The organism is Xenophilus sp., from assembly GCF_044462705.1.
In the GTDB taxonomy this organism is placed as follows: Bacteria; Pseudomonadota; Gammaproteobacteria; order Burkholderiales; family Burkholderiaceae_C; genus Xenophilus; species Xenophilus azovorans.
Genome location: NZ_JBIQNC010000384.1, coordinates 1 through 1,517, shown reverse-complemented (window position 1 = coordinate 1,517; position 1,517 = coordinate 1). Strand labels below are relative to the sequence as shown.

Annotated in this window: 3 protein-coding genes; all 3 read left to right on the top strand. The window is 69.5% G+C overall.

Translation table 11 applies throughout. The features are described 5' to 3' along the window. The coding region (locus ACIY1X_RS26385) for a sensor histidine kinase (RefSeq protein ID WP_399686616.1) at positions 1-328 on the top strand (328 nt) is incomplete at its 5' end. A 128-nt stretch (positions 329-456) separates the two neighbouring features. Continuing rightward, entirely contained in the window at positions 457-942 is a 486-nt protein-coding gene (locus tag ACIY1X_RS26380; protein WP_399686614.1) for a tripartite tricarboxylate transporter TctB family protein, read from the top strand. Positions 943-985: 43 nt separating this feature from the next. Then, on the top strand, positions 986-1,517 hold a 532-nt coding region (locus ACIY1X_RS26375; RefSeq protein WP_399686611.1), incomplete at its 3' end, for a tripartite tricarboxylate transporter permease.

The window sequence follows — 1,517 nt, the reverse complement described above, 5'->3', positions numbered from 1 at the left end:
CGACCGCGAGCTGCTGGCCGGCGTGGCGGCCAACCTGCTGGACAACGCGCTCAAGTACGGCGGCCCCGCCTGCACCGTGCGCGTGGGCACCGAGGACCGGGACGGCTGGGGCCTGCTGACGGTGCAGGACGACGGCCCGGGCGTGCCGGAGGCGGACCGCGCACGCATCGGCACGCGCTTCGTGCGCTTGCGCCCCCAGGTGGGCGGCCACGGCCTGGGCCTGGCCGGCGTGCAGGCGGTGGTGGCGCTGCACGGCGGGCGCGTGCACTACGAGGACGCGCAGCCCGGCCTGCGCGTGCGCGTGGAACTGCCGGCCGCCGGCACCTGAGCACCGGGCGGCGCCCCGCACATTGCCGAACGGCAATGTTCCGGTCATGCACGCCGTCGCGCGCCTTTCCTACGATCGCCTGCGCCCTTTTTTTTTCATCTCCGGGGCGATCCACAGGAGACCAGTCAGTGAACATCAAGAGTCAGCGGGACTTCTTCGCGGGAGTCCTTTTCTGCGCTTTCGGCGTGGCCTTCGCCTGGGGTGCCACGACCTACACGGTCGGCACCGGGGCGCGCATGGGCCCCGGCTACTTCCCGATGATCGTCGGGGTGCTGATCGCCATCATGGGCGTCGCCATCACGCTCAAGGCGCTGGTCGTCGAGACCGAGGACGGCGAACCGGTCGGCAAGATCGCCTGGCGCCCCCTGGTCTTCATCATCGGTGCCAACCTGCTGTTCGGCCTGCTGCTCGGCGGCCTGCCCAGCATCGGCCTGCCGCCGATGGGGCTGATCGTGGCGATCTATGCCCTCACCTTCGTCGCCAGCCTGGCCGGCGAGCGCTTCAACGCCAAGGCCACGGCCATCCTGGCCACCATCCTGGCCGTCGGCAGCTACCTGGCCTTCGTGGTCGCGCTGAAGCTGCAGTTCCCCGTGTGGCCGACCTTCATCGCCTGAACGGCACCGACAACAACCGAGACAGACAGAACCGAGCGGCTTCATGGACCTTCTCAGCAATCTCGCGACCGGCTTCGGCGTCGCGTTCACCTTCCAGAACCTGGCGTACGCCTTCGTCGGCTGCCTGCTGGGCACGCTGATCGGCGTGCTGCCCGGCATCGGCCCGGTGGCCACCATCGCCATGCTGTTGCCGGCCACCTATGCGCTGCCGCCGGTATCGGCGCTGATCATGCTCGCCGGCATCTACTACGGCGCACAGTACGGCGGCTCCACCACCGCCATCCTGGTCAACCTGCCGGGCGAGTCATCGTCGGTGGTGACAGTGATCGACGGTTACCAGATGGCGCGAAGAGGCCGGGCGGGACCAGCGCTGGCAGCCGCCGGCCTGGGCTCCTTCTTCGCCGGCTGCGTGGGCACCATCATCCTGGCCGCCTTCGCGCCGCCGCTGACCGAGCTGGCCTTCAAGTTCGGCCCGGCCGAGTACTTCAGCCTGATGGTGCTGGGCCTCATCGGCGCCGTCGTGCTGGCCTCCGGCTCGCTGCTCAAGGCCATCACGATGATCCTGCTGGGCCTGG